Origin of the sequence: Streptomyces sp. NPDC091387 (assembly GCF_044756945.1) — a bacterium.
GTDB lineage: Bacteria > Actinomycetota > Actinomycetes > Streptomycetales > Streptomycetaceae > Streptomyces.
Genome location: NZ_JBIVTZ010000001.1, coordinates 650,534 through 675,329 on the forward strand (window position 1 = coordinate 650,534; position 24,796 = coordinate 675,329).

The 24,796-nt window shown below is 71.8% G+C and carries 17 protein-coding genes and 2 pseudogenes; 11 read left to right on the top strand and 8 right to left on the bottom strand.

Annotated features, from left to right (window positions below; translation table 11 throughout):
* Nucleotides 1-86: 86 nt before the first annotated feature.
* From ACIQM0_RS03075 to ACIQM0_RS03085, 3 genes are all read left to right on the top strand, one after another.
* Nucleotides 87-875 carry a TetR/AcrR family transcriptional regulator gene (locus ACIQM0_RS03075; protein WP_401282967.1) on the top strand — a complete coding sequence of 263 codons (789 nt, stop codon included), beginning with the start codon at nt 87-89 and terminating at the stop codon, nt 873-875.
* Nucleotides 876-1,007: 132 nt separating this feature from the next.
* On the top strand, nt 1,008-1,319 hold the full coding sequence (locus ACIQM0_RS03080) for a heavy-metal-associated domain-containing protein (RefSeq protein WP_401282970.1): 312 nt from the start codon (nt 1,008-1,010) through the stop codon (nt 1,317-1,319).
* A 107-nt stretch (nt 1,320-1,426) separates the two neighbouring features.
* The gene (locus ACIQM0_RS03085; RefSeq protein WP_401282973.1) at nt 1,427-3,850 is read left to right on the top strand and encodes a heavy metal translocating P-type ATPase; all 2,424 of its coding nucleotides are present in this window, start codon (nt 1,427-1,429) and stop codon (nt 3,848-3,850) included.
* A 550-nt stretch (nt 3,851-4,400) separates the two neighbouring features.
* Here ACIQM0_RS03085 and ACIQM0_RS03090 read toward each other — a convergent pair.
* Together ACIQM0_RS03090 and ACIQM0_RS03095 are read right to left on the bottom strand one after the other, a co-directional pair.
* Nucleotides 4,401-5,690: a citrate synthase gene (locus ACIQM0_RS03090; RefSeq protein ID WP_363023452.1), complete on the bottom strand. Its 1,290-nt coding sequence runs from the start codon at nt 5,688-5,690 to the stop codon at nt 4,401-4,403.
* Nucleotides 5,691-5,819: 129 nt separating this feature from the next.
* On the bottom strand, nt 5,820-8,141 hold the full coding sequence (locus ACIQM0_RS03095) for an ATP-dependent RecD-like DNA helicase (protein ID WP_401283394.1): 2,322 nt from the start codon (nt 8,139-8,141) through the stop codon (nt 5,820-5,822).
* Between the two features lie 151 nt (nt 8,142-8,292).
* On the opposite strand from ACIQM0_RS03095, the gene ACIQM0_RS03100 reads away from it, so the two are divergent.
* Nucleotides 8,293-8,898, top strand: coding sequence for a hypothetical protein (locus ACIQM0_RS03100; RefSeq protein ID WP_401282977.1), 606 nt, complete (start codon nt 8,293-8,295; stop codon nt 8,896-8,898).
* Between the two features lie 44 nt (nt 8,899-8,942).
* Here the strand turns inward: ACIQM0_RS03100 and ACIQM0_RS03105 are convergent, their stop codons facing one another.
* Entirely contained in the window at nt 8,943-9,593 is a 651-nt protein-coding gene (locus ACIQM0_RS03105; RefSeq protein ID WP_401282979.1) for an NAD(P)-dependent oxidoreductase, read from the bottom strand.
* 101 nt (nt 9,594-9,694) lie between these two features.
* Here ACIQM0_RS03105 and ACIQM0_RS03110 point away from each other — a divergent pair, with 101 nt between their 5' ends.
* The gene (locus ACIQM0_RS03110) at nt 9,695-10,096 is read left to right on the top strand and encodes a winged helix-turn-helix transcriptional regulator (RefSeq protein WP_401282981.1); all 402 of its coding nucleotides are present in this window, start codon (nt 9,695-9,697) and stop codon (nt 10,094-10,096) included.
* Nucleotides 10,097-10,141: 45 nt separating this feature from the next.
* Here the strand turns inward: ACIQM0_RS03110 and ACIQM0_RS03115 are convergent.
* Nucleotides 10,142-10,240, bottom strand: a pseudogene (locus ACIQM0_RS03115) (DNA-binding response regulator); the annotation flags it as partial.
* A 613-nt stretch (nt 10,241-10,853) separates the two neighbouring features.
* Here ACIQM0_RS03115 and ACIQM0_RS03120 point away from each other — a divergent pair.
* Nucleotides 10,854-11,213: a hypothetical protein gene (locus ACIQM0_RS03120; protein ID WP_401282983.1), complete on the top strand. Its 360-nt coding sequence runs from the start codon at nt 10,854-10,856 to the stop codon at nt 11,211-11,213.
* 145 nt (nt 11,214-11,358) lie between these two features.
* On the opposite strand, the gene ACIQM0_RS03125 is transcribed toward ACIQM0_RS03120, so the two are convergent.
* The 4 genes from ACIQM0_RS03125 to ACIQM0_RS03140 form a co-directional block, all read right to left on the bottom strand.
* Nucleotides 11,359-11,643: a hypothetical protein gene (locus tag ACIQM0_RS03125; RefSeq protein WP_401282985.1), complete on the bottom strand. Its 285-nt coding sequence runs from the start codon at nt 11,641-11,643 to the stop codon at nt 11,359-11,361.
* A gap of 87 nt (nt 11,644-11,730) precedes the next feature.
* The gene (locus ACIQM0_RS03130) at nt 11,731-12,573 is read right to left on the bottom strand and encodes a sugar phosphate isomerase/epimerase family protein (protein WP_401282987.1); all 843 of its coding nucleotides are present in this window, start codon (nt 12,571-12,573) and stop codon (nt 11,731-11,733) included.
* Entirely contained in the window at nt 12,570-13,715 is a 1,146-nt protein-coding gene (locus tag ACIQM0_RS03135) for a dihydrodipicolinate synthase family protein (RefSeq protein ID WP_401282989.1), read from the bottom strand. The genes ACIQM0_RS03130 and ACIQM0_RS03135 overlap by 4 nt, the downstream gene beginning before the upstream one ends.
* 43 nt (nt 13,716-13,758) lie before the next feature.
* Nucleotides 13,759-14,910 carry a Gfo/Idh/MocA family protein gene (locus ACIQM0_RS03140; protein ID WP_401282991.1) on the bottom strand — a complete coding sequence of 384 codons (1,152 nt, stop codon included), beginning with the start codon at nt 14,908-14,910 and terminating at the stop codon, nt 13,759-13,761.
* Nucleotides 14,911-15,038: 128 nt separating this feature from the next.
* Between ACIQM0_RS03140 and ACIQM0_RS03145 the strand changes: the two genes are divergently transcribed.
* The 5 genes and pseudogenes from ACIQM0_RS03145 (at nt 15,039) to ACIQM0_RS03165 (ending at nt 24,745) form a co-directional block, all read left to right on the top strand.
* Nucleotides 15,039-16,130, top strand: a complete 1,092-nt coding sequence (locus ACIQM0_RS03145; protein ID WP_401282993.1) for a LacI family DNA-binding transcriptional regulator — start codon at nt 15,039-15,041, stop codon at nt 16,128-16,130.
* A gap of 109 nt (nt 16,131-16,239) precedes the next feature.
* Nucleotides 16,240-19,245 (top strand): annotated as a pseudogene (locus ACIQM0_RS03150) (type 2 lanthipeptide synthetase LanM family protein); the annotation flags it as partial.
* Nucleotides 19,246-19,361: 116 nt separating this feature from the next.
* Entirely contained in the window at nt 19,362-19,556 is a 195-nt protein-coding gene (locus ACIQM0_RS03155) for a hypothetical protein (protein WP_401282995.1), read from the top strand.
* Nucleotides 19,557-19,626: 70 nt separating this feature from the next.
* Entirely contained in the window at nt 19,627-22,545 is a 2,919-nt protein-coding gene (locus tag ACIQM0_RS03160; protein ID WP_401282997.1) for an ATP-binding protein, read from the top strand.
* Nucleotides 22,546-22,825: 280 nt separating this feature from the next.
* Nucleotides 22,826-24,745, top strand: coding sequence for a BTAD domain-containing putative transcriptional regulator (locus tag ACIQM0_RS03165; protein WP_401282998.1), 1,920 nt, complete (start codon nt 22,826-22,828; stop codon nt 24,743-24,745).
* The last annotated feature ends 51 nt before the right edge of the window (nt 24,746-24,796 follow it).

Consider the following 24,796-nt stretch of genomic DNA (forward strand, 5'->3'; position numbering starts at 1 on the left):
GCAAACACGAGTCATCGCTCGCGTTCCACAAGAATGCGAGCGGCCACTCGCGTTTGTCAACCGCGCACGAAAGCTGGGGATACACCGTGTCGGAGGCCAGAACCGAGAGCACCGGAGGCGCAGAGACCACGGGAGCCACAGGGCCCACGGGAGCCGCAGGCGCCGCAGGAGACGCAGCGGCCACCACAGGCGGGGCGGCCGACACCGCCCGCCCGCGCCGCCGCCAGGCCCGGGGCGAGGCGCGCATCGCCCAGCTCCTCAAGGCGGCCTCCCGCGTCTTCTGCACGAACGGCTACACCGCCGCGAGCACCAACGCCATCGCCCGGGAAGCCGGGGTCTCACCGGGCACGCTCTACCAGTTCTTCCCCAACAAGGAAGCGATCGCGGTCGAGCTGGGCGACCAGCTGCTGAACCGCTGGCAGGAGACGTACGGAGCCGCGTTCCTCCCGAGCCACCTCGAACTCCCGCTGGACCGGATGCTCGACGCCATCCTCGATCCACTCATCGAGTTCAACTGCGAGAACCCGGCCTTCACGGTCCTGATGCACGGCTCCGAGATCCCCGGCACGATCACGCGGGACCACGACTCCGTCCACACGACGATGCTCAGCCGGGTCGAGACGATCCTCACCGGCTACCTCCCGGACACCCCTCCCGCCGAGATCAACCGTGTCGCCACGATGATCTTCATCCTCTTCAAGGCCGGACTGGACCTGATCATGGCGCACGAGGGCGCGGAGCGGGAGGCGTACGTCAAGGAGCTGAAGACGGTCCTCTTCCGCTACGTCGAACCGATGGCCTGCGACGCCACCCCCCTCACGGCACCTCGCGCCGCACCCTCCACCACCCCTCCCGCTCCCCCGAATGGCCGCTAGCGACCTCGACACGCTCGCGTTTATACCCCCTAGGGGTATAGTCTGATGAGTGTGGAGGCGCATCGGCCTTCCCGGAAGCCTCCTGGGCCCCTGCCTTCACACCCACATGTGCCCGTCGAAGAGGAGAAAACGATGACCGCCGAGACCCAGCTCCCCCAGGCGACCGGCTCCTGCTGCTCGCCCAGCGGCTCCTGCCACGACGACGCGAGCGCCGACGCCACGACGCAGGGCGGCGTGACCACGGTCTACCAGGTGACCGGCATGACCTGCGGCCACTGCGAGGGCGCCGTTTCCGCCGAGATCTCCGAGATCGAAGGGGTCACCTCCGTGAAGGCCGTGGCGTCCACCGGCCAGGTGACGGTGACCTCCCGGGCCCCGCTGGCCGAGGAGGCGGTACGCGCCGCCGTCGACGAGGCCGGTTACGAGCTCGCCGGCCAGGCCTGAGCACCCAGGGATCCGTTCCCACACGCAATACCCCCTTCGCCGCCGGGCCGGACCGACCAGCAGATACTGGTGGGGTACGGCCCGGTCGGCGTTTCAGGAGTTCGGACATGCACAGCGCGACAGAGACCGAAACCCCGGCAGCGGAGAGCTCGGAGGCCGAGCTCGCGATCGGCGGGATGACCTGTGCCTCGTGCGCGGCCCGCGTCGAGAAGAAGCTGAACCGGATGGACGGGGTCACCGCCACCGTGAACTACGCCACCGAGAGGGCCCGGGTCGTCTTCGGCCCGGAGACCGGTGTCGCGGATCTGATCGCGACCGTCCGCAAGACGGGCTACACGGCGGAGCCGGTGCACCGCCCCGCACCGACGAAGCCCGCCCCCGCGTCGGGCTCGTCGGCGGCGACCCCACCCCCGCCCCCCACCGGCAGCCAGGAAGCCGGGGAGGCCACAGACGCCGGGGAGGCCACGGACGCCGGAGGAACCCGGGAAGCCCCGGAAGCCACCACCGCCCCCGACCACGCCACTGACCCCGACAGCCCCACGAGCCCCGACGGCCCCGCCGCCGCCCTCGCCTCGCTGCGCCGGCGGCTCATCGTGTCGGCCGTCCTCGCCACCCCCGTCGTCCTGCTCGCGATGATCCCGGCCCTCCAGTTCGACAACTGGCAGTGGCTCTCCCTCACCCTGGCCGCCCCCGTCGTCGTCTGGGGCGGACTGCCCTTCCACCGGGCGACCTGGACCAACCTCCGGCACGGCGCGGCCACCATGGACACGCTCGTCTCGGTCGGCACCCTCGCCGCCTTCGGCTGGTCGCTCTGGGCACTGTTCCTCGGCAATGCCGGGATGCCCCACATGCGGCACGGCTTCGACTTCACGGTCTCCCGCGCGGACGCCTCGTCCACGATCTATCTGGAGGTCGCCGCCGGAGTCGTCACGTTCATCCTGCTGGGCCGCTACCTGGAGGCCAGGTCCAAGCGGAAGGCGGGTTCCGCCCTGCGGGCGCTGATGCATCTGGGCGCCAGGGACGTCGCGGTCCTGCGGAACGGCGCCGAAGTGCGCATCCCTGTCGCCCGGCTCGCCGTCGGCGAGCGCTTCGTGGTCCGCCCCGGCGAGAAGATCGCCACCGACGGCACCGTCGTCGAGGGCGCGTCGGCGGTGGACGCCTCCATGCTCACCGGTGAGTCGGTCCCCGTGGACGTGGGTACCGGGGACTCCGTCACCGGCGCCACCGTGAACGTCTCCGGCCGGCTCGTCGTCGAGGCGACCCGGGTCGGTGCCGACACCCAGCTGGCCCGGATGGCCCGGCTCGTCGAGGACGCGCAGAACGGCAAGGCCGAGGTGCAGCGCCTCGCCGACCGGATCTCCGCGGTCTTCGTCCCCGTGGTCCTGCTGATCGCCCTGGTCACCCTGGTCGCCTGGCTGCTGATCACGGACGACGTGACGGCCGCGTTCACCGCCGCCGTCGCCGTGCTGATCATCGCCTGCCCCTGCGCCCTCGGCCTCGCCACACCCACCGCCCTCATGGTCGGCACCGGACGCGGCGCCCAGCTCGGCATCCTGATCAAGGGCCCCGAAGTCCTGGAGACCACCCGCCGCGTCGACACCATCGTGCTGGACAAGACCGGCACCGTCACCACCGGCAAGATGACCCTCCAGGCCGTCCACACCGCCCCCGGCGCCACGGAAACCGACGTCCTGCGCCTCGCCGGCGCCCTGGAACACGCCTCCGAACACCCCATCGCCCAGGCCGTCGCCACCGGAGCCGCCGAACGCACCACCGGCCCCCTGCCCACCCCCGAGGACTTCGCCAACGTCCCCGGACTCGGCGTCCAGGGCATCGTCGAAGGACACGCCGTCCTCGTCGGCCGCGAGAAGCTCCTCGCCGAGTGGGAAATCCACCTCCCCGCCGAACTCGCCCGCCACAAGGCCGAAGCGGAGACAGCGGGCCGCACAGCCATCACCGTCGCCTGGGACGGCGAAGCACGCGCCGTCCTCGAAGTCGCCGACGCCGTCAAGGACACCAGCGCCGAAGCCATCAAGAAGCTCCGCGCACTCGGCCTCACCCCCATCCTGCTCACCGGCGACAACCGCGCCGTGGCGGAGTCCGTGGCCCGCGCGGTCGGGATCGACGAGGTGCGGGCCGAGGTGCTTCCCGAGGAGAAGGCGCACGTCATCGTGGGGTTGCAGGCCGAGGGGCGTGCCGTCGCGATGGTCGGCGACGGGGTCAACGACGCCGCCGCACTGGCCACCGCCGACCTCGGTCTGGCGATGGGCACCGGCACGGACGCGGCCATCGAAGCGAGCGATCTGACGCTCGTTCGTGGAGATCTCAAGGTGGCCGCCGATGCCATCCGGCTCTCCCGGCGGACCCTGGCCACCATCAGGGGCAACCTTTTCTGGGCATTCGGTTACAACGTTGCTGCTCTACCCCTTGCGGCATTTGGCCTGCTCAACCCTATGATTGCGGGAGCGGCGATGGCCATGTCATCGGTCTTCGTCGTAACGAACAGCCTGCGCTTGAGGTCCTTCACGTAATTTCCACAAAGAGATCTAGATCACACCGATTATGGGGTAACCATTCGGTGGGTTCGCGAGTCTAAGAGTGCGATGCCAAGGATGTCTTGGGGGACGTCCGACGGAACGTCTTGGGGGACGGTCCGGGCAAGCGTTGGCCGGGGCACGTGCACCGGGGAGCTTTGAGCGGCCCTCCCGTCGGTACGTACCCCGGCAGACCGCCGGCAGGCAGGCTGCACGGAGGATGGCTGTACAAGAGGTAAGCGCAGGACACGCAGTACCCGAGGAACACCCAGGAGCTTCGGCTCCCACTGAACGCCCGGCCGGATCCCGTGGGGGGAATCCGCTCCGGGACATGGGAAGCGCCTCGCTGTCGGCCCGTGGGGGGATCGATGGCGGGGCGCTTCTCGCATGTCAGGACGGATCGCGGTCCGGACGCGTCGCCCAGGCGATGACGGTGCGTCCGGGCAAGCAAATCGCCCCGGACACCGCGCTCTGTGCGAAAGCGCGGCAGTCGGGGCGAAGGCAACCGGCCGAGAGGGCCCGGGGTGACGCAGGGGTGGTGCGGGGCTCAGCGGCCCTCGACCGGGACGAAGTCGCGCAGGACCTCGCCGGTGTAGATCTGGCGCGGGCGGCCGATGCGGGAACCCGGCTCCTTGATCATCTCGTGCCACTGGGCGATCCAGCCCGGCAGCCGGCCGATCGCGAAGAGCACCGTGAACATCTCGCTCGGGAAGCCCATGGCCCGGTAGATCAGACCGGTGTAGAAGTCCACGTTGGGGTAGAGGTTGCGCGAGACGAAGTACTCGTCGGAGAGCGCGTGCTCCTCCAGCTTGAGCGCGATGTCGAGCAGCTCGTCGGACTTGCCGAGCGAGGACAGCACATCGTGGGCCGCGGCCTTAATAATCTTGGCGCGCGGGTCGAAGGACTTGTACACCCGGTGGCCGAAGCCCATCAGGCGGACGCCGTCCTCCTTGTTCTTCACCTTGCTGATGAAGGAGTCGACGTCGCCACCGTTGGCCTGGATGCCCTCGAGCATCTCCAGCACCGACTGGTTGGCGCCACCGTGCAGGGGGCCCCACAGCGCCGAGATACCGGCGGAGATCGAGGCGAACATGTTCGCCTGCGAGGAGCCGACCAGACGCACGGTGGAGGTCGAACAGTTCTGCTCGTGGTCCGCGTGCAGGATGAGCAGCTTCTCCAGCGCCGAGACGACGACCGGGTCCGGCACGTACTCCTGGGCCGGGACCGAGAAGGTCATGCGCAGGAAGTTCTCGACGTAACCGAGGTCGTTGCGCGGGTAGACGAACGGGTGACCGATCGACTTCTTGTACGCGTACGCCGCGATGGTCGGCAGCTTGGCCAGCAGCCGGATCGTCGAGAGGTGACGCTGCTCCTCGTCGAACGGGTTGTGGCTGTCCTGGTAGAACGTGGACAGCGCGCTGACGACCGAGGACAGCATGGCCATCGGGTGGGCGTCGCGCGGGAAGCCGTCGAAGAACCGCTTGACGTCCTCGTGCAGCAGCGTGTGCTGGGTGATCTCGTTCTTGAAGGCCGACAGCTCGTCGACCTTCGGAAGCTCACCGTTGATGAGCGTGTACGCGACCTCGAGGAACGTCGATTGCTCGGCGAGCTGCTCGATCGGGTAGCCGCGGTACCGCAGGATGCCCTGCTCGCCATCGAGGTAGGTGATGGCCGATTTATAAGCAGCGGTGTTGCCGTATCCGCTGTCCAGCGTCACCAGGCCGGTGTTCGCCCGGAGCTTCCCGATGTCGAAGCCCTTGTCGCCGACGGTGCTGTCGATCACCGGGTAGGTGTACTCGTCATCGCCGTACCGCAGTACTACAGAGTTGTCGCTCACGTCATCCCTCACCGACGTAGTGCCTCTTCTTCGAGGTTCCCTGACTGTCTCTACCCTCCCCCATTTGGCTCAGGAGAGTGCACTCGGGGTCGTCCATTGGACCTACTCGCGGCACTGAGTGCCGCGAACTTATTCATCCTGCCCCCTTGACTGCGGTTCCGGAAGACCTCCGTGATGTTTCCCACCGATTTGATCGATCATTTTTTCGGCGGATCCTCCTTCCGTACCTCCCCGCAGCCGGTAATCCAGCGCTGTACAACGTCTGCCTGCGGAAACCGTGCGGACCGCCTGCCCGATCGCCTGCCGGGAGCCGACCAGGACGACGAGCTTCTTGGCCCTCGTCACAGCCGTGTAGAGCAGGTTCCGCTGGAGCATCATCCAGGCGCTCTTGGTGACCGGGATGACGACGGCCGGGTACTCGCTGCCCTGGGAGCGGTGAATCGTCATGGCGTAGGCGTGGGACAGCTCGTCGAGCTCGTCGAAGTCGTAACCGATCTCCTCGTCCTCGTCCGTGAGCACGGTCAGCTTCTGCTCGTCGACGTCGAGGGCGGTGACCACGCCGACCGTGCCGTTGAAGACGCCGTTCTCGCCCTTGTCGTAGTTGTTGCGGATCTGGGTGACCTTGTCGCCCACCCGGAACACCCGGCCGCCGAACCGCTTCTCGGGCACGTCGGGGCGGGCGGGCGTGATGGCCTGCTGGAGCAGACCGTTGAGATGCCCCGCACCGGCCGGGCCGCGGTGCATCGGAGCGAGTACCTGCACGTCACGACGGGGGTTCAGACCGAACTTCGCGGGGATGCGGCGGGCCGCGACATCGACGGCGAGCACGCCCGCGTCCTCCGTCTCGTCCGCCACGAAGAGGAAGAAGTCGCTGAGCCCCTGGGTGAGCGGCGGTACGCCGGAGTTGATCCGGTGGGCGTTGGTGACGACGCCGGACTGCTGGGCCTGGCGGAAGATGGTGGTCAGCCGGACCGCCGGGACGGGTCCGCCGTCGGCGAGCAGATCCCGCAGCACCTCCCCCGCGCCGACCGACGGGAGCTGGTCCACGTCCCCGACGAGCAGCAGGTGGGCACCGGGTGCCACGGCTTTGACGAGCTTGTTGGCGAGCAGCAGATCGAGCATCGACGCCTCGTCGACGACGACCAGATCGGCGTCCAGCGGACGGTCCCGGTCGTACGCCGCGTCGCCGCCCGGCTTCAGTTCGAGCAGCCGGTGCACGGTGGAGGCCTCGGCCCCGGTGAGCTCGGAGAGCCGCTTCGCCGCCCGGCCGGTCGGTGCGGCGAGCACCACCTTGGCCTTCTTGGCGCGGGCCAGTTCCACGATGGACCGGACGGTGAACGACTTCCCGCAGCCGGGCCCACCGGTCAGCACGGCGACCTTCCGGCTGAGCGCGAGCCGCACGGCGGCCTCCTGCTCGGGCGCCAGCTTCGCTCCGGTGCGGCCCGCGAGCCACTTCAGGGCCTTGTCCCAGTCCACGTCGCCGAAGGCCGGCATCCGCTCCTCCGGCGTCCGCAGGAGCCTGCGCACCTGGGCGGCGAGGGCGATCTCGGCCCGGTGGAAGGGCACCAGATAGACGGCGGTGACCGGCTCGCCGCCCTCGGGCGAGGGCACCTTCTCCCGTACGACGCCCTCCGGGTCCTCGGCCAGTTCGGCGAGGCACTCGATGACCAGCCCGGTGTCCACCTGGAGCAGCTTCACCGCGTCGGCGATCAGCCGCTCCTCGGGGAGGAAGCAGTGGCCCTGGTCGGTGGACTGCGACAGCGCGTACTGGAGTCCGGCCTTGACCCGCTCCGGGCTGTCGTGCGGGATGCCGACCGCCTGGGCGATCTTGTCGGCGGTGAGGAAGCCGATGCCCCAGACGTCGGCGGCCAGCCGGTAGGGCTGGTTCTTCACGACGGAGATCGAGGCGTCGTCGTACTTCTTGTAGATACGGACGGCGATGGAGGTCGAGACGCCGACGCCCTGGAGGAAGACCATGACCTCCTTGATCGCTTTCTGCTCCTCCCAGGCGGCGGCGATCATCTTCGTCCGCTTCGGGCCGAGGCCGGGCACCTCGACGAGGCGCTTGGGCTGCTGCTCGATGATGTCGAGGGTGTCGACGCCGAAGTGGGTGGTGATCCGGTCGGCCATCACCGGACCGATGCCCTTGATCAGGCCGGAGCCGAGGTAGCGGCGGATGCCCTGGATGGTGGCGGGCAGGATCGTCGTGTAGTTCTCGACGGTGAACTGCTTGCCGTACTGCGCGTGCGAACCCCAACGCCCCTCCATCCGCAGCGACTCGCCGGGCTGTGCGCCCAGCAGCGAGCCGACCACGGTGAGCAGATCGTTGGCGCCGCGTCCGGTGTCGACGCGGGCGACCGTGTACCCGTTCTCCTCGTTGGCGTAGGTGATCCGCTCAAGGACCCCTTCGAGGACGGCCATGTTCGGTGGGGACGATGTCGCGGAGGACATGGTGGACATGCCCGTGACGCTACCGGGTGGCGCTGACATCACGCGGTCCGGTATCCGGCCGAAAGCCCTTGCGGGGAACCGGCGGTGCACCCCCTGCCGTCGGAGAGGGCAACTGAGTGGACCACGACGACGAAGTAGTGGGGGCTACGGCATGGGAACGGGGGACGACTACAGCGGGGACGACGCAAGCCTGGAGGAGAGTGCGGAGGAACCCCCGGCGGCGCCGATGAAACGGCCGACCGTCCAGGAGTGGCTGGTGATCTTCGGGGCTCCCCTTGCGATCTGCGCTGTCGTGGCGCTGCCCTTCCGCTCGGCCCTGTACGTGCTGTTCGCGGGGAGGTCCGCGACACTTACCTCCACATGGAGCTGCAGCGAGGGAACCGGTGTGACGGCGCCGGCCCCGTCCTGCGAAGCGTCGTGGGAGTTCCCCGACGGCAGCACCGGTGCCGGGACGGTCCACTCCGCGTCGGCCGGCTCCGGCGACACCGTGCTCGCGGCCGGCGACGGCGCCTACACCTCCCTCGCCTCGGTGTGGAACTCGGCGTGGTTCTACTTCTTCCTCGTGGCGGTGTCGGTGGTGGCGACAGCGATCACCTGGGTCAGCCACTACCGGCAGGACCAGCGGGAGCGGACACGGCGGCTGCGGGAACCGTTCGAGTACGTCCCCGGGTACCGGGCCTTCGCCGACGACCCGGACGAGACTCCGCCGGACGAGACCCCAGAGGGCTACGGGGCAGAGACCCAAGGCCCTCCGTGACGTCCGACCCGGTGAAATGCCTGACCGCGCGCGGTGCGGTGCGGTCAGCCTGCCACCGCGGTGAGGGAGCGGTGGTGCTTCGGGGTCTCGATCTCGTCGATCAGCGCGACCGCGAGGTCCGCATAGGAGAAGGAGGGGGCGCCGTCGGCCATCACCTGCTCGCCGCCCGCCCGGTACCGGCCGGTGCGCGGGGCCTCGTCGTCCAGCATCACGGGCGGCGGGGCGATGACGAGCCAGTCGATGTCCGTCGCTGCGGCGCGGAGCACGTCGAGTTCGGCAGAGTGCCCGAGCGAGAAGGCCCGCGCCTCCTCGGGGAAACCGGGAGCGTCGTGGACGGCCACGCCGGGCGCGGTCTCCAGGACGGACCCGATGCCGATGAGCACCAGCCGCCCGACGCCCGCCCGCGCCAGCCCGTCCAGCAGGGCGTGCGCCGCACTCACGTAGAAGTCCCGCGACGGCACGTCCATCCGGCCGGCCGCGCTGATCGCGGCGTCGTGCCCCGCCGCGGCCTCCGCGACACTGTCCGCCCGGGTGACATCACCGGCGACGACGCTGACGCCGTCACCGGTCGGCCCCGTGTACGCGGCCACGTCCCGCACCACGGCTGTGACCTGATGCCCACGGGCGACGGCCTCCGCGACCGCCCGCCGCCCGGCCCGTCCACCGGCTCCGAAGACAACGATCCTGCTGCTCATGGGGTTCCCCTCGCCGAGGCCGGCGGACCGCCGGCCGATGCCCCGGACGCTAGCCGCGGACCCCATGGTTTCCGCAACGATAGTTACGTACGCTCGCCAGGGTGAGCCAACCACTTGATCCCGAAATGTTCATGGACTGCTCCCCCGCCACTCCGCTGATCCAGCTCGGCGGCAAATGGACCGCGAAGATCATCAGGTGCCTCGAACCCGGCACCCGCCGATTCTCCGAACTCCAGGTCCCGTTGCGCGGCATCACACCGAAGGTCCTGACGGAGACGCTGCGCGCGATGGAACGCGACGGACTGATCACGCGCACCGCCCACGGCGGCATCCCGCCGCGCGTCGACTACGAACTGACGTCGCTCGGGCGGTCGTTGCTCGCCCCGATGGCCGCCTGCTGCGCGTGGGCCGGAGCGCATCTGCCGGAACTGCTGGACGCACGGGACGCGTACGAGGAGGTGGCCGCCGCGTCGGTGCCGCAGGACGGGCCGGGTGGGCCGTGAAGCCGGCGGGGTCTGCGAGGTCTGCGAGACCCGGGACGGGGCGGATCAGCAGGGAAGACCCCGGCGACCCGGTTGCACCAGTCCGGACTCGTACGCCGGCACCACCGCCTGCGCACGGCTGCCGAGGTCGAGCTTGGACATGGTGCCGAGGCCGAGGCCGGCTACGTGCCGTCCAGATGCTTCCCCGCCAACGCGTCACTCGCGCCAACAACTCGCCCTGGGGACCGGGCACCCGATACACAGCCGTGCCGGACTCGGCCGACTCGGTGTCGATCACCATCACCCAGGTCTGACGTTGCGCGTCCTGTCACAGCGTCAGATACGCGCCCGGTTACGGCGAAACGGGGCCCGGTCTTCCGACCGGACCCCACTCGCTATCCCCCTCGGTCGGGGCTTCCCCCATCCCCCCGGATCCCCCCGGAAGCGTCCGACGACAGATATGACTCAGCAGGGCACTCGACGGTTGTACGCCTCTGGCATCCTTTTTGCCTCAGAGGTCCGGGGCCCGATGCCCCTTGGCCGCGGACCGACGGGCCAGGCGCATCGTCGTCACAGGCTCGGAGTCAGGTGCCGTTCCCCATGGGTGGGTCGCAACGAGCCGCAGCGCTCATCGGTTCCGCTCCCTGCGTACTCCATTCCCTGTACATACCTTGCACATATGAGGAGTTGTCAAGTTGCGTAATGACTCCAGCGGGCTTCCACTGGAAGTGGTCGATAGTCGAACGAAGGAGAGTGGCCGAAGAAGGAGGGTGGAGCCATGACATCATTCGACGCCAAGATCATAAAGCTGAAATGCCTGGCTACCGCAGGCGGCGGCAAAGGCTCCGACGACGTCAAGATGCAAATCGATGGCGTGAAGAAGTGGCCGCCGGGAGAAGACCCGGAAAGCTTCGTCACCATTGCGGTACTCAACAGCGTGGACATCAACCAAAGGTTCACGTTCCAGGGCGACAACATGAATATCGCCCTCTTCGGGGACACCACCTTCGGGGCGGACGACAGACTGGGCTCAACAAATATCTCGAGGTTCGACCCCCCGGGCGAACACGTGAGGGATCTGGGCAACGATGGTGCGAGTTACCAGCTCACGTACAAGGTGGTCACGATCGATGACTGATTTCCTTCCCACCTGAGCGCGGTGCCGGAAGGTCGGTGAGCGTGAACCGCGCGGACGACGAAGCTCCTGACAGGCGGGTGGTCGGTCCAGATCACTCGCGCCCGCCAGGAGTTTCACTGAACACCGGCAAGGGAATCCAGCGGATCTACTCGCCCGGTGGAACCCGAACGAAGCCCTCGGTCCAATCATCCTCATCGAGTGCGCAGGCATCGAAGTAGAAACAGTCAGGCTCCTCCCGGAACCCTGGTAGAAGTCGAGCCTGCCGCATACGCTCCTCCACTCGTTCCAGGGTTGAGTAGAAGCCGAGCAGCTTCACGTCATCACCATCAGTCTCGTCGCAGAACACTCCGCTGTCATCGACGTGCACGGTCGCGCCGTCGTCGCCGGCCTCGTTCTGGTGGCCTACATGCCACAGCGCATAAACGATCACGGGTGCGAAAGTATCAGCACTCGATTTCGTTGGATCAGGCCAACCAGCGGAGACGGGCGCGGTGTCCCGTACGCCGCGGATCCCTGTTCAGCAGGCGTGTTCCAGATACCGCGCGGCGACCTCCGCCAGTACCTCGGAGCCGTCGCGCGCCCATAGGTCCTCGTTGAAGATCTCCACCTCGATCGGACCGTCGAAGCCGGTCGCCTCGACCGCCGTACGGAACGCGCGGAAGTCCACGCAGCCGTCGCCCAGTTGGCCGCGGCCGACCAGGACGCCCGCCGGGAGCGGGGTGATCCAGTCGGCGAGCTGGAAGGAGTGGATGCGGCCGCCCGCGCCCGCGCGGGCGATCTGGGCGGGTGCCTGGTCGTCCCACCAGAGGTGGTACGTGTCGACGACGACTCCGACCTGGTCGGCCGGGAAGCGTTCCGCGAGGTCCAGGGCCTGGGACAGGGTGGAGACGACGCAGCGGTCGGAGGCGAACATCGGGTGCAGCGGTTCGATCGCCAGGCGTACGCCGCGCTCGGCCGCGTACGGGGCCAGTTCGCCCAGGGCGTCCGCGATGCGTTCGCGGGCGCCGTACAGGTCCTTGGCTCCGGCCGGGAGGCCGCCGGAGACCAGGACCAGGGTGTCCGTGGACAGGCCGGCCGCCTCGTCGAGCGCCGCGCGGTTGTCGTCCAGGGCGCGGGCCCGGCCGGCCGGATCGGGGGCGGTGAGGAAGCCGCCCCGGCAGAGGCTGGTGACGGACAGGCCCGAGTCGGCGAGGAGTTGGGCGGTTCGCCCGACGCCGTACTCCTGGACGGGGGCCCGCCACAGGCCGACCTGGCCGATGCCCGCCTTCACGCAGCCCTCGGCGAGCTCGGGCAGCGACCACTGCTTGATGGTCTCCTGGTTGAGGGAGAGCCGGGAGAGGTCGTTACGGGTATCGGTCATCGGGAGCCTCCTTGCACGGTGAGCAGGGCGCGCATCCGGGATTCGGCCAGCTCCGGATCGGGGAACAGGCCGAGCCGGTCGGCGAGTTCGTACGCCTTCGCCAGGTGCGGCAGCGAGCGGGCCGACTGGAGGCCGCCCACCATCGTGAAGTGGTCCTGGTGGCCGGCCAGCCAGGCGAGGAAGACCACGCCCGTCTTGTAGTAGCGGGTCGGCGCCCGGAAGAGGTGGCGCGACAACTCGACCGTCGGATCGAGGAGTTCGCGGAATCCCTTGGTGTCGCCCGTGTCCAGCACCCGGACCGCGTGCGCGGCCAGCGGGCCGAGCGGGTCGAAGATCCCCAGCAGCGCATGGCTGAAGCCTCGGTCGTCGCCCGCGATCAGCTCGGGGTAGTTGAAGTCGTCGCCCGTGTAGCAGCGCACCCCGCCGGGGAGGCGGCGCCGGACGTCGATCTCGCGCTCCGCGTCGAGGAGGGAGATCTTGATGCCGTCGACCTTGTCCGGGTGTTCCGCGATGACCTGGAGGAAGGTGTCGGTGGCCGCGTCGAGGTCGGCGGAGCCCCAGTAGCCGTCCAGCGCCGGGTCGAACATCGGGCCGAGCCAGTGCAGCACGACCGGCTCGGTGGCCTGGCGCAGCAGGTGGGCGTACGTCTCCAGGTAGTCCTGCGGCCCGTTCGCCGCGGCGGCGAGCGCGCGGGAGGCCATCAGGATGGCCTGGGCGCCGCTGCCCTCGACGAGGGCGAGCTGCTCCTCGTACGCGGACCGGACCTCGGCCAGCGAGGCGGGGCCGGGCGGGAGCTGGTCGGTGCCGACGCCGCAGGCGATGGCACCGCCGACGGACCTGGCCTCCGCGGCCGAGCGGCGGATGAGCTCGGCGGCGCCCGCCCAGTCCAGGCCCATGCCGCGCTGGGCGGTGTCCATGGCCTCCGCGACACCGAGGCCGTGCGACCAGAGGTGGCGGCGGAAGGCGAGGGTGGCGTCCCAGTCGACGGCGGCCGGGGAGTCGGGGCTGATGTCCGCGTAGGGGTCGGCGACGACATGGGCGGCGGAGAAGACCGTGCGGGAGGCCAGGGCCGCTCCGCCGGGGGCGAGGTCGAGCGGGGTGGCGCGGGGCTCGTACGGCCCCTGCGGGAGGTGGATGGTCACGGTGTCCGTTCCGGGGCGACGACGACGGGGGTGGGGCGCGGCGTCACAGGGTCAGCTCCGGGACGTCGAAGCGGCGGCCCTCGGCGGAGGACTTGAGGCCGAGCTCGGCGAGCTGGACGCCGCGGGCGCCGGCCATCAGGTCCCAGGCGTAGGGCTCGTCGAGGACGATGTGGCGCAGGAACAGCTCCCACTGGGCCTTGAAGCCGTTGTCGAAGACGGCGTTGTCGGGGACTTCCTGCCACTGGTCGCGGAAGGACTCGGTGACCGGGAGGTCGGGGTTCCAGACCGGCTTGGGGGTGGCCGAGCGGTGCTGGACGCGGCAGTTGCGCAGGCCCGCCACGGCGGAGCCGTGGGTGCCGTCGACCTGGAACTCGACGAGCTCGTCGCGGTTGACGCGGACCGTCCAGGAGGAGTTGATCTGCGCGACGGCGCCGCTCTCCAGCTGGAAGATGCCGTACGCGGAGTCGTCGGCGGTCGCGGCGTACGGCTTGCCGTGCTCGTCCCAGCGCTGCGGGATGTGCGTCTGGACGTGCGCCTGGACGGTGGTGACCCGGCCGAACAGCTCGTGGAGCACGTACTCCCAGTGCGGGAACATGTCGACGACGATGCCGCCGCCGTCCTGCGAGCGGTAGTTCCAGGAGGGGCGCTGGGCCTCCTGCCAGTCGCCCTCGAAGACCCAGTAGCCGAACTCGCCGCGCACGGAGAGGATCTCGCCGAAGAAGCCGCCGTCGATGAGGCGCTTCAGCTTCAGCAGGCCCGGCAGGAAGATCTTGTCCTGGACGACGCCGTGCTTGATCCCGGCCTCCCGGGCGAGCCGGGCCAGCTCCAGGGCACCCCCGACGTCGGTGGCGGTGGGCTTCTCGGTGTAGATGTGCTTGCCCGCCGCGACGGCCTTCTTGATCGCGTCGACGCGCGCCGAGGTGACCTGGGCGTCGAAGTAGATGTCGATGGTCTCGTCCGCGAGGACCGCGTCGAGGTCGGTCGACCACTCGGTCAGGCCGTGCTGCTCGGCGAGCGCCTCCAGCGCGTGGGCCCGGCGGCCGACGAGGACCGGCTCGGGCCAGAGCACGTCGCCGTTGCCGAGGTCGAGGCCGCCCTGCTCCCGGATCGCGAGAACCGAGCGCACCAGGTGCTGCCGGTATCCCATGCGACCCGTGACGCCGTTCATGGCGATGCGCACTGTCCTGCGTGTCACGAAAGTTCCTCCATACAGCCGTAGCAAGCGCTTTCTATACGGGAGGACGCTAGCCTGCCGACAGCGGCCCGGACAAGAGGGGGCACGCTGATTGGTCCTCTCCCCTCATCACTCCTCGGAGGAATGCGATGACAGTCACCCTGGCGGACGTGGCGGCGCGCGCCCGGGTGTCCCCGGCCACCGTCTCCCGTGTGCTGAACGGCAACTACCCGGTGGCCGCGTCCACTCGGGAGCGGGTCCTGCGTGCGGTGGACGACCTGGACTACGTGCTCAACGGGCCGGCCAGCTCGCTCGCGGCCGCCACCTCCGACCTGATCGGCATCCTGGTCAACGACATCGCCGACCCGTTCTTCGGGATCATGGCGGGCGCGGCACAGACGGAGATCGGCGGTCCGGGCGACGGTTCGGGCCGGGCGGGCGGCGAGAAGCTCGCCGTCGTCTGCAACACCGGCGGCTCCCCGGCCCGCGAACTCACCTACCTCACCCTGCTCCAGCGCCAGCGCGCCGCCGCCGTCGTCCTCACCGGCGGCGCGGTGGAGGACCCGGCGCACCAGGCGGCGATGTCGGCGAAGCTGGCGAAGCTCGCGGACGCGGGAACCAGGGTGGTGCTGTGCGGGCGGCCCCCGCTGCCGGACAGCGAATCGGTCCTGGCCGCGCTCGCCTTCGACAACCGGGGCGGCGGCCGGCGCCTGACCGAGCACCTGGTCTCGCTGGGCCACCGCAGGATCGGCTATGCGGCGGGACCGCTGGAGCGGACCACGACCCGCCACCGGCTGGAGGGCCACCGCGACGCGATGAGGGCAGCGGGACTGTACGGGGACGGGTCCGGGGACACGGCCGGGGACGAGGAGCGGCTCACGGTGCACGGCTCCTACGACCGCAGTTCCGGCTACGACGCCACCGTCGAACTCCTGCGCCGCGAGCCGGGGATCACGGCCGTCGTCGCCGCCAACGACACGGTGGCGCTGGGCGCGGCGGCGGCGATCCGCGACCGCGGCCTGCGCATCCCCGAGGACATCTCGGTGGCGGGCTTCGACGATCTGCCGTTCTCGGTGGACGTGGTCCCGGCGCTGACGACCGTACGGCTGCCGCTCTTCGAGGCGGGGGCGCGGGCGGGCCGGCTGGCGATGGGCAAGGAGACCCCGCCGCCCGGCGGCATCGCAACGATCCCGGCGGAGCTGATGGTGCGGGGCTCCACGGCGGTACCACGGGTGGCGTGAGCGCCAGGGGCAGGAAGATGGGGGCGCTCCCCCCATGTCCGCCGGGCGCCCCGCCGGGAGTATGGGTCGCGGCGGACCGGTGGTGCCGGCGCCGGACCGAGGAGGTGCGATGGCGGAGAACGATCCGGGCAGCCGCGAGCGGGTGCGCGTCTCCTCCCCGGCCGGCCCCACCGCACGTACGTCGGCCGCGCATCCGGCCGCGGCCCTCCCCGGCGCCTCCCGGCCCGACGGACCCTGGTGGCATGCGGCACTGGCCTTCGAACCGTCGCCCGCCGGTACCCCGGACTGGGTGGAGTTCGTCGAGGACGTGCTCTCCACCGCCCCCGAGAACGCGGACATCGAGGACGGGGCCGGCGCGGACGGGGCCGGGCATCCGGGACTGCGCGGCTTCGCACGCGTCCTCGCCCCGCTCACCGCCCGCGCGGCGGTGCGGATGCTGGACGCCCTGCCCGAGCGGGTGGGCCGCTGCGCCGACCTGGACACCGTACGGAACGACTTCGAGCGGCACCTGGCCCGGCGGCTCGCCCGGCTCGCCGCCCGCACCCTGGTCCTGGAACTGCACGTGGCGCGGCGCGCCGGGCGGCTCGCCGGGGAGGACTCCGAGGGCCGGTTCACGGACTTCCTGCGGCTGACCGGCGCCCGGCCGGGGCTGGCCGCGCTCCTCACCGGCTACCCCGTGCTGGCCCGGATCCTGGCGCGGACCGCGCTCGACGCCGCCGCGGCGCTGGCCGAGATGCTCGTCCGGTTCGCGGCGGACCGGCCGGTGCTGCCGAGGGGCCGCGCCGCTTCGGGCGCGGCGGCGGACAGCGTGCGGGGCGCCCGGCTGGTGGGCGTGGAGCCCGGCGCCGGGGACAGCCACCGGGGCGGGCGGACCGTGATGCTGCTCCGCTTCGACGACGGTTCCCGGCTGGTCTACAAGCCGCGTCCGCTCGCCGCCCACCGGCACTTCAACGAGCTCGTCAACTGGTTCAACGCACTGCCCGGCACCCCCGGACTCCGCACGCTCGCCCTGCTGGACCGGGGGTCCTACGGGTGGGTGGAGTTCGCCTCGACACGGCCCTGCCGCTCGGTCGGCCAGATCGAGTCCTTCTACCGGCGCCAGGGCGCGCTGCTGGCCCTGCTGCACGTGCTGGACGGAACCGACCTGCACCACGAGAACCTGATCGCCGACGGGGAGCACCCGGTGCTCGTCGACGTCGAGACGCTGTTCCACCCGCCGCTGCCCGCCTCGGCCTCGGACGATCCGGCGGCCCGCGCCCTGCACGGCTCTGTGCACCGGGTGGGTCTGCTGCCGCAGTTGCTCGTCGGGGACGACACGGCGCTCGACATGTCCGGGATCGGCGGCGGGCAGGCCGCCGCCTCTCCGGTGCGCAGCGCCGACTGGGCGGACGCGGGGACCGACCGGATGCGGCTGGTGCGCCGGACGGCTCGGTTCGGTGAGTCCGCGAACCGGCCCCGGCTGGCCGGGGCGCCCGCCGATCCGTCCGCCTTCGTCGGCCCGCTGTGCGAGGGGTTCAGCGCCGGGTACACCGCGGTCAAGGAGGCCCGCGCCGAACTCCTGTGCCCCGGCGGGCTGCTGGAGCGGTTCGCGCACGACGAGGTGCGGGTGGTGGCCCGGCCCACCTGGGTCTACACCTCGCTCCTGGACGAGTCCACGCACCCGGACCTGATGAAGGACGCCGCCGCGCGGCACGAGGTGCTGGCGCTGCTGGGGACCGACGTCATGGGTCCCGCCGCGCTGCCCGGCCTGCTGGAGGAGGAACTCGCCCAGCTGTGGTCGGGGGACGTGCCCCTGTTCACGGCCCTGCCCGAGCGCACCGACCTGTGGAGCGGGGCCGGCCGGCTGCTGTCCGGGCCGCTCGCCCGGACCGGGCTCTCCCTGGTCCGGGAGAAGCTGGCGGGCCTGGACACGGTGGACCGCCAGGACCAGGAACGGATCATCTGCGCCGCGATGGTGACCACCTCGCGCGAGCCCGCCCACGCGGGCGGCACAGGGCCGCGCCGGGCCCGTACGGCCGCCACCGCGCCGGAGCCGGAACAGCTGCTCGCGGCGGCCAGGTCGGTCGGCGACGAGCTGGTGTCGCAGGCGTACTCCGGACCCACCCGGCTGAACTGGATCGGCCTGGAGCTGCTCGGGGAGCGCTACTGGCGGCTGGGGCCGATGGCCGCCGACCTGGCGAGCGGCTACACCGGTACGGCGCAGTTCCTGGCCCAGCTCGCCTCGCTCACCGGGGCGGACCGGTACGCCGCGGCGGCCCGGGACGCGCTGGCTCCGCTGGCCGGACTGCTGGAGGTGCTGCACGCGCGTCCGGACGACCTGGGGCCGGTGGGCTCCGGCGCGTTCGCCGGGCTCGGCGGGATCGCCTACGCGCTGATCCAGGTCGCGGAGACGCTCGATGACCGCCGCCTGCGCGAACTGGTGGTGCCGGCGCTGCGGTTGACGGGCGCGGCGGCCGTCGCGGAGAGCGAGCACGGGGTGCGCGGTGGCACGGCCGGCGGGCTGGTCAGCCTGCTCGCCGGGTACCGGGCCACCGGACGGGCCGATGTGTGGCGGCGGGCGGAGCACAGCGCCGGGCTGCTGCGCGAGGCACCGCTGCCGGACACCGCGGGATTCGCCGACGGGGCCGCCGGAATCGGCTGGGCCCTGCTGCGCTTCGCGGAGGCGGGCGGCGGCGAGCCGTACCGCGCCCCGGGGCTCGCGGCACTGCGGTCCGCGACCGGCAGCGTGGACGCCGGGGTCTCCTGGTGCCGGGGCCGGACGGGCGTGGCCCTGGCCGTACTGGACAGCGCGGCCGCCCGCGCCGATCCGCTGCTGTCCGCCTGGGCGCGCGAGGCGGTGGCGGACATCGCACGGAGCGAACCGCCGCTCGACGACAGCCTGTGCCACGGGGAACTCGGCGTCCTCGAACTCCTGGGCCGGGCAGAGCCGTTCGGCACCCGGACCCGGTGGGTGGAGCGGTCCGGGGCCCTGCTCGCGGCGGCCGACCGGGCCGGACCGCGCTGCGGGACACCGGGCCTGGTCCCCCATCCGGGGCTGCTGACCGGGCTCGCCGGGATCGGGCACGGGCTGCTGCGGGCGGGCTTCCCCGACCGGGTGCCGTCACTGCTGCTGCTCGCCTGACCGGCCGCACCCCCTGATTCCCCCGTACCACCGGCGTACCACCGATGCACACAGACGCACCACCGCTCGGCACACCGCACCGGAACCTCCCACGAGAAGAGGCAGAAACCATGCAGAGCAACGACGCTTCGGCCTTCCTGACCACTGAGCTCACGGACGACTCCGCCTCCGAGCACCCCGCCGGACAGATCGCCCTGGGCGCGGCCGGCGGGCTCGGGCTGCGCAGCAGAATCCTCAGCGCCGTCGACGGGAACACCGGATACACGCTGGATCTGCCGTTCACCACGATGACCTCACCGTTCTGAGCCAAGTCGGTTGCTTCCCAAGCGATTTGGCGCACTACCCGGCGGGGTTCCGCTCAAGTAACCTGCGCCCATGCGTGCCACTTCGTCGGTGATGATCGGGCGAGCCGCCGAGACCGGTCTGCTGAGCAGCGCCCTGGACACCGCTTCGCGGAGTTCGGGGCGTGCGATCTTCTTCGTCGGGGACGCCGGCATCGGCAAGTCCCGGCTGGCCGGGGAGTGCGCGTACCGGGCGTACGAGCGGGACATGCCGGTGCTCCGGGGCAGGGCCACCTCGACCGGCCTCGTCGTACCGTTCCGGCCACTGGTCGAGGCGCTGTCCTCACGGTTCCGGGCGGCCGGCACACCCTCGGACCCGGAGCTGGACCCGTACCGCCCGGCGCTGGCCCGGCTGGTGCCGGAGTGGCGGCAGGGCTCCTCCCCCGGCTACCCGGAGACGGTCGTCGAACTGGCGGAGGCGCTGCTGCGGCTGCTGTCGGTGCTCGGGCAGGAGCACGGCTGCGTGATCCTGCTGGAGGACCTGCACGACTCCGACACCGAGACGATGGCGGTGGTGGAGTACGTCATCGACAACGTGGCGGACGTGCCGGTGCTGCTGCTGGGCACGCTGCGGCCGGAACCCGGCGTCGCGCTGGACCTGGTGCGTTCCGCGGAGCGCAGGCAGGTCGCGACCGTGCGGGAGCTGGCACCGCTCAGCGACGCGGAGGTGCGGGGGATGACCGCGTCGTGCCTGGAGGCCACGCCGGACGAGGTTCCGCAGGCCACCCACGAGCGGCTGGTCGACCGGGCGGGCGGCAATCCGTACCTGATCGAGATCCTGCTCGCCGACCTGCTCGACTCCGGTCAGCTGCGGCGCACCGGCGACCGGTGGCAGGCGTACGGGAACCCGGACGCGGCGGTGCCCACCGGAGTGGTGCGCAGCTGGTCACGGCGGCTGGACCGGTTCGACGAACCGGTGCGCGAGTTACTCCTGTGCGCGGCCACGCTGGGCAGTCAGTTCTCGGTCAGCGTGCTGCAGACCGTCACCGGGTTCGACGACCGTACGCTCTTCAGCCATCTGCGCTCCGCCGTCGAGGCGAGCATCATCGCCCCCGACGGTGCCAACCCCGACCGGTACACCTTCCGGCACGCGCTGACCGCCGAGGCGCTGGTGGCCTCGCTGGCCCCGGCGGAACGGGCCGCGACCGCCCGGCGGGCGGCTGCCTCGCTGGCCGCGGTGACCGACGAACTGGGCGACGAACAGCTCCAGTTGATGGCGACGCTGCAACTGGCCGGGGGCGACCGCCACGGCGCCGCCCGGCAGTTCGCCGCGGTCGGCCGGCGGATGCTGACCGCGGGGGCGTCCGGCTCGGCCGTCATCCTGCTGGAACGGGCCCGCTCGCTGGCCCACGCGAGCGATCTGAGGGGCGTCACCGAGGCGCTCGCCGTCGCTCGGGCCGAGGCCGGCGAACTGGACGCGGCCCTGGCGCTGGCCGCGGAGCTGCCTCCGGTGCCGCCCCGGTCGGAGGCGGCGGAGCAGCGCGGCGAGACCCATGTCCGGATCGCCTGGGCGGCCGTGATGGCGGAGCGCGCGGACGAGGCGGCCGACCAGATCCGGACCGCGCGGAGCCTGCTCGGTGCGGCCGTCCGTCCCGGACAGGAGGCCGCGCTCGACGTGGTGGACGGCCATCTGGCCCTGCTGCCCGGCCAGGTCCCGCGCGTACCGCAGCGGTCCGCGCAGGACGCGGCACGACGGGCGGCCGCCGTCGCGGAGGAGCACCACCTCCCCGTGGTCGCCTGCCAGGCCTGGCAGTTGCTGGCCCTGCTCTCGCGGGAGCGCGGCTTCGACGAGGCCGACGCCTGTCTGGAGCGGATGCTCGCCGTGTCCGAGCAGCACGCCCTGCCGGTGTGGCGGGTGGAAGCGCTGGTGCGGCTCGGTGCCAATACGTTCATGCGGACCGGTGACCCCGCCCGGCTGGAGACGGCCAGGACCGCCGCGCTCTCGCTGGGCGCGCTGGTGCCGACACAGACCGTGGACGGGCTGCTCGCCATGAACGCGGTGATGCGCGGCGCCTGGGACGGGGCGCACGAGATCATCGAGCGGTCGGTGGCCGCCAGCGCACGGGTCCGCAATCTGGGCGCCCACCGGTATCTGCTGCTGGCCTCGGCGGCCCTCGCGGCGCACCGGGGCCGAAGACGGGAGCTGGACCGGGCCCTGGTCCGGTTCCGCCGGGCGGGCGGCGAGGAGTCCCTGCTCGTGCCGCTGCAACTGGGCCTGTGCCGCGCCTTCGCCGCTCTGCTGGAGGAGGACCGCGGGCGCGCGCTGGCCGACCTGGACGACTCGCTGGCCTGGGAACGCGAACACCCCAGCTTCTTCTATCTGAGCGGCCGTTACGGGCTGCGCCCGCTGCTGCGGGTCCTCGACGGGCAGGACGGCCGGGCGGAGCTCTCCGCCGCGCTGGAGAGCCCCGGCGCCGACCTGGCCTGGAACCAGTTGTTCCTGCGGCTGGCCGATGGGGTCCTGCTGGGCCGGGAGGGCGATTCGGCGGCGGCCGCCCGGTCGGTCGGCTCCGCGTTCGCCGATGCCGCCGCCTTCCCGCTCGCCCGCCACCTGGGACTGCGGCTGACCGCCGGCGCGGCGCTCGCCGAGGGCTGGGGCGAGCCGGTGAGCTGGCTGCGGGCATCGGAGGAGTACTTCTACGGGGCGGGTATCCAGCCCGTCGCCGCCGCCTGCCGGGCGGCGCTGCGGCAGGCGGGCGCCAGTGTCGGGCAGCACCGGGGCGGCTGGGACCGCATCCCGGCCCCGCTGCGGACGAGCGGCGTGACGCCGCGCGAGTACGAGGTCTTCGTCCTGCTGGCGGAGCGGCCCGGCAACCAGCAGATCGCCCGGCGGCTCTCCATCTCGCCGCGCACCGTCGAGAAGCACATGGCGAGCCTGCTCAGCAAGACGGGCCGTCAGGACCGTTCCGCGCTCTGCGACTTCGCCGCCGAGTACGCGGTGGAACCCGACTGACGCACGTCGGCCCCTCCCGCTGACCCATCGGCTCCCCCACGGCCGCCCGCAGCGCTTCGAGCCGCGCTTCCGGGCGCATGGACACGTGCAGGTGGGGGCCCGTGCGGGCGGGGTACGGGGCCGGGGTGCCCAACATGGGGGTGCGGAGCGGATTTGGTCGGGTCCCGGCACGGAACATGCGGGCCCGGCACCGATGCGGGGGCGCCGTCCCCGGCGGACGATCCAAGGGTGCGACCGGCAGACCGCCACCCCCGTCCCCCGGTGCTTCGGAGGCTCGCCCATGACCCGACCCCCCACTCGCACGCCCGCACCCGGCGTGCTGAGCCTCTCGCTGCTCGGCCCGCTCTCCGGATGGGCCGACGGGCGGCCGCTGTCACTCGGGCCGCGCAAACAGCGGCTGGTCCTGGCCATGCTGCTCAGCCGCCCCAACACACCGGTGCCGGTGGACGTCCTCACCGACGCGGTGTGGCCGGACGCGCCGCCCAGGACCGCCCGCAAGAACCTCCAGGTGTACGTCAGTTCGGCCCGGACGCTGCTCGGCACCTGGTGTCCCGACGGGCCGGACGGCGGCCGGGAGCGGCTGGTGCACTCCTGCGGCGGCTACCTGCTGCGGATCGGCCCGGCCGAGCTGGACACCCTGCGCTTCCGGTCCCTGGCCGCGGCGGGCCGGCGGGCCGCCGACGACGGTGATCCGCGCGCCGCCGCCGGTCTGCTGCGCAGGGCCCTGGACCTGTGCCAGGGGCCGCCGCTGCACGACCTGCGCGACTCGCCCGAGGTGGCCGCGGAGGCGGAGCGGCTGGAGGCCCGGTGTCTGACCGTGCACGAGGACTGGGCCGAGACGGAGATCTCGCTGGGCCGGGCGTCCGCGGTGGTGGACGGGCTGCGGGACCTGGCCGAACGGCATCCGCTGCGCGAGCGCGTCCTGGCCGCGTGGATGGACGCGCTGCACCGGACCGGCCGCAGGGCCGAGGCGCTGGCCGTGTACGACGACTACCGTCAGCTGCTGGCACGGGAGTTGGGGCTGGAGCCCGGAGCCGCCATCGTCGCCCGGCAGCGCGCGATGCTGACCGGCAAGGACGGCGCGGAACGCCCCCGCGCTGCGGCGCCCGCGCACCGGACACCCGCGCTGCGGGCGGTGCTGCCCGCGGCCGTCACCGACTTCACCGGTCGCGGCGAACAGCTGCGGGAGCTGCTCGATGTGCTGGGCGGGGCGAACGGCCGGGTGGTGGCGGTCACCGGGGCCGCCGGAGCGGGGAAGACGGCCCTGGCGGTACAGGCGGCGCACCTGCTGGCGGACCGGTACCCGGACGGCCGGATCCACATCCGGGTCCGCGACGAACAGGGGGCGGTGCGCCCCGCCCCGGCGGTCCTCGGCGAGCTGGCCCGGCTGACCGGCGGCCCGCACGGGGCGGAGCCGATGGCGGACGCGGAGCACTGGCGGCACTGGCTGGCCGGGCACCGCTCGCTGGTCGTGCTCGACGACGTACCGGACGAGGCGGCGGTGCGGGCCCTGCTGCCGGGCACCGGCGGCAGTTCCTTCGTACTGACCGCGCGGAAACAGCTGGCCGGGCTGTCGCCCGTGCACCGGATCGCGCTGCCGCCGCTGGCCCCGGCCGAGGCGCTGGAGCTGCTGGGGCGGCTGATCGGAGCGGGGCGGGTGGGTCTGGACCGGGCCGCCGCCCTGCGGATCGCCGACGCCTGCGGACTCCTTCCGCTGGCGGTACGGGTGAGCGGGATGCGGCTGGCGGTGCTGCGCCATCTGCCGCTGGCCGAGTACGCGGAACGGCTGGCCGATCCGGCGGGGGCCCTGGACGAACTGGTGGCCGGTGACATCTCGGTGCGCGCCCGGCTGATGTCGGGCTGGCAGGACCTCTCCGCGGGGAGCGGGCTGGCGCTGACCCGGCTGGCCTCCTCGGTCCGCGAGGGGCTGTTCACCCTGCCGGAGGCGACGGCGGCGCTCGGCTGCGACGAACGGCAGGCGCTGCGGACGGTGGAGGCACTGATCGACGCGGGGGCGGTGACCTCCCCCAGCGGCGAGGTCACCGCGCACTCCGTGCTGTACGAACTGCCCCGCCTGGTGGGCCTGTTCGTCCGCGAGCTGAGGGCCGTCCCGGCAGCGGCGGCTGTCGACGTGGCGGCGGCTCACCGCACGGCGGTGCCGGCGGGCGTGGCGACGGTGATCGGCGCGACGAGCGCGTAGCCGTCGCGCCCGCGCACGTGTATACGGCACTTCCGGGGTCCGGAAGTGCCG